A 3105-nucleotide genomic window follows, 5' to 3' on the forward strand; every position below is an offset into this window, starting at 1 on the left:
AACAAATTCGAGGAGCCTACTTGGAGTTCACCTCGAAAAAACCAGCGTTCCACTGCCTTGTCAAAGCAGAAGAAATCGTCCAGATAATACGATTCCAAGCGAACGTTCCAGCCCTGCCAAACCGACCGTTCAGCGAGCTCTCAGCAGTTCTACAGCCCACAAATATGCTGTCAATTGCCAACTCGCCAGAGCGGTCGGGTTTGGCAGCGGCGCATTGTTCGCCAAGGCTTCTTCCCTTCAGCTTTAATGGTCGAATGGGCATGATTCCTTCCGAAGACTCTCGAAATGGTGCGTCCTACAGAAAACGCTGAATTTGACCGTGCCGCGCGAGCAATCAGAGTCCCGACAGCACTTGGCATCGTCTTCCGGACCCAAGCTATCGTAAAAGTCTCGATTCATCTTGAGCGTAAATTCCGCAATTTCGCGTCTTCGCACTTCAAGCTCCTCCTCGCTGATTGGCGGCCCTTGACCGTCCTTCCACGGCTCACTATCGACTGCATTAAACTCACCTAGCGAAACAAGAATCCACAAACGAAGTGCCTCTTCTTGCCCGATTCCCTCCTGATATTTCGGTCCATGGCCAAACTCCTCATTCTCCCAAACCGCCACCCCGTCCTCCGATACCGATAGAGTCCAGCCATCTTCATGACCCAACCACGTGCTTGCGTGCTCCATATCGGGGGCGTCTAGCTCGGCTAGAATCTCTCGCATGCGAGTTTCAGTTGGCGCGTTCTCCGAACCACCCCATCGCGTCTGTACATAATAGCTCATTACAATGGTATTTTCAGGCGAACGTCTCAGCACACCCAATCCGACCGACTCAGCGCGCTTTGACTACTTCTACCACGCTCCTTCCCCCAGTCAACCTCCGACTCGCCAGCGCGGTCGGATTTGTGGTGCTGCGCATTGTTAGCCTTCTACGTGCTCTTTGGCGGACCAGTAATCGCCGGCAATGTGATCATACTTGCCAATGTTCTTCGCATCCTTACCGCGTTGATAAATATCAAAGTAGTCACCGATAGAATCGACTACAGGAATAAACATTCTCTTTAGTTCGTCGGGAGTCTTGTCCCATTTAGTCGAGATTGGGAAGTATCCAATTGCTCCCTTCTTGGCTCCCTCCATATCAACAACCACATCGTCTCCGTTTGGACCACTACCAACTATTAGAAAACCCGCCTCCCGCACATTCGAGCACCTTTCATCATCGTTCGCTTCGATAAGCGACTCGACTCCATGAATGTAGTGTGAGCCAGCCATAAAATCACGCTCTGGTGTATGGTAATACAAAAGCTCTGCTAACTCACGGGGCAGCTTATTCTCATTGATCCAATTGAAAAATTTTATCTCATCAGACCAGGCGGGCGGCAGACAATCATTGGAATAGTCCCATGCACCGTAGCGATTTGACTTCGAAATTGCTTCCACGAATAAATCTGAATCAAGTTGCAATCCTTCAACCTTCAAGGACGAAAAATCCTGCTCCGGAGGATTTCTAGGTTGAGGCAACTCATGCTCCTTCGGTTCTTCTGAAATCATTAGGCTTTCTATCCTACTATGTAGCGATTTGGGAATATACTTGCGGATTCGTATCCACCAGAGAAAGAGGCTCATTTTTAGGCTAACGTTCTAGCACACCCAATCCGACCGACTCAGCGCGCTTTCACTACTTCTACAGCCTCCAAGCATCCTGTCAATCTTCGGAAACTCCAGCGCGGTCGGATTTGTGGTGCTGCGCATTGTTCGACTTATTTGGCCGACTTACGTCCAAGACTGGCTAAGATCTTCTTGAGGTTATCTCTAATAAGAATCGCCTCTTTTTCTCCTTCACGACCCACGATTGTCTGGAATGTCATCGAAAAAAGAAGTCCATCAGCCACTGCAGCGAACTGATGAGCTACGAATTTGACTCCGGTTTCGGAAGTGGATTCTTCAGTATTTACCACAAATAGCGTTCCCCCTGATCTCTTCACGACGAGATCTTGCTTAAATCTCTTCAAAAACTCGGACGCATCATTCTCCCCAAACCTTGAGCCTAGATCTCGGATAAGGGAAATCCTAAGAGAAGATGGACCGTCCTCTTTCTCTGAATCGGGCATACTCAGGATCGTATCTTTTCCTTCCGAACGACCATTAAAGCTACTTGGCAACTCTACCTTCGAGACGCCCTTTCCATCAACGTCTACGGTAACAGTTTTTCCGTGCGCTATGCCGAAGGCACAAATAACCATGCTGATAATTCGCTTTATCATTTTCAGTCGAACGTTCAAGTGCAGCTAGGCCGACCGCCTCCGCACGCCTACACCGAAGCCAAAACACCCCCAAATGGCCAGAAAATAACTCACCCACCAGAGCGGTCGGACTTAGCTGGCACGACTTGTTCGACCACTATCTGTTCATACGGAAGCCATCCATCCTCGTGATAAAATAGGTAAGCTTGGTCACAAGAGCGACATGCCCCGTAAAAATACTCTCTTTCTGGGTGCTTCGGATTTTTATTGGAACCATAGTAAAGAACCTCCAATTCCAAGTCACATTCAGCACAAGCTATCTGAGTAGGTGCAATAATATCAAGTTCTTGCCAATAAGAACGGTAGTAATCAACCTGCTCTTTAAACTTTATCGGCTCATTTCGCACCTTCCTTATCACAGAGAGCATCAAAATAGATGACAAATCATCGCGGTGATAAATCCCATGGCGGACAAGCAACTGTCGCGTCTCAGAATTCCTCTGATTGAGCTCTCCATTCCGCAAGGACATACCCCATCCAAAGTGGTCAACTGCCTCCTCTGCAGTTTCTGTGCTGAGAAATGATTTCCTCGCCTCTTCTGTTAAGTTTTCAGCAAACTCGGCAACCAAATTCTCAAATCGTTCACTGGAGGACTCTTGAGCAACTACTTGTGGTCTATCATTTGGGCCAGCTTCCTGAAGATTTTCAGTGTCCCGCTGCTCGCAAGCAACTAGAACCAGCGTGCAATACAGTATTCTCATTCTAGTCGAACGTTCCAGCACACCCAATCCGACCGACTCAGCGCACTCTCACTACTTCTACCACGCTCCCTCCTCCCGTCAATCTCCGACTCGCCAGCGCGGTCGGATTTGTG

4 protein-coding genes are annotated in these 3105 nt (G+C 48.8%); all 4 read right to left on the reverse strand.

Annotated features, from left to right (window positions below; all coding sequences use genetic code 11):
* Window positions 1-243: 243 nt before the first annotated feature.
* The 4 genes from IE099_RS20325 to IE099_RS20340 all read right to left on the reverse strand — a co-directional run bounded on the left by IE099_RS20325 (window position 244) and on the right by IE099_RS20340 (window position 2992).
* Window positions 244-771 carry a hypothetical protein gene (locus IE099_RS20325; RefSeq protein ID WP_189574575.1) on the reverse strand — a complete coding sequence of 176 codons (528 nt, stop codon included), beginning with the start codon at window positions 769-771 and terminating at the stop codon, window positions 244-246.
* A 138-nt stretch (window positions 772-909) separates the two neighbouring features.
* Window positions 910-1539 carry a hypothetical protein gene (locus IE099_RS20330; protein WP_189574578.1) on the reverse strand — a complete coding sequence of 210 codons (630 nt, stop codon included), beginning with the start codon at window positions 1537-1539 and terminating at the stop codon, window positions 910-912.
* A 209-nt stretch (window positions 1540-1748) separates the two neighbouring features.
* Complete coding sequence (locus IE099_RS20335) at window positions 1749-2252, reverse strand: hypothetical protein (protein ID WP_189574581.1); 504 nt, start codon at window positions 2250-2252, stop codon at window positions 1749-1751.
* Between the two features lie 89 nt (window positions 2253-2341).
* Window positions 2342-2992 (reverse strand): DUF6794 domain-containing protein, encoded by a 651-nt coding sequence (locus tag IE099_RS20340; RefSeq protein WP_189574584.1) that lies wholly within the window; start codon window positions 2990-2992, stop codon window positions 2342-2344.
* Window positions 2993-3105 lie beyond the last annotated feature (113 nt).

Origin of the sequence: Roseibacillus persicicus (genome assembly GCF_014651675.1) — a bacterium.
GTDB lineage: Bacteria > Verrucomicrobiota > Verrucomicrobiia > Verrucomicrobiales > Akkermansiaceae > Roseibacillus > Roseibacillus persicicus.

Excerpts from the sequence above, each read along its gene's own strand:
- IE099_RS20325 (WP_189574575.1), bottom strand. The coding sequence starts at position 771 with ATGAGCTATTATGTACAGACGCGATGGGGTGGTTCGGAGAACGCGCCA.
- IE099_RS20330 (WP_189574578.1), bottom strand. The coding sequence starts at position 1,539 with ATGATTTCAGAAGAACCGAAGGAGCATGAGTTGCCTCAACCTAGAAAT.
- IE099_RS20335 (WP_189574581.1), bottom strand. The coding sequence starts at position 2,252 with ATGATAAAGCGAATTATCAGCATGGTTATTTGTGCCTTCGGCATAGCG.
- IE099_RS20340 (WP_189574584.1), bottom strand. The coding sequence starts at position 2,992 with ATGAGAATACTGTATTGCACGCTGGTTCTAGTTGCTTGCGAGCAGCGG.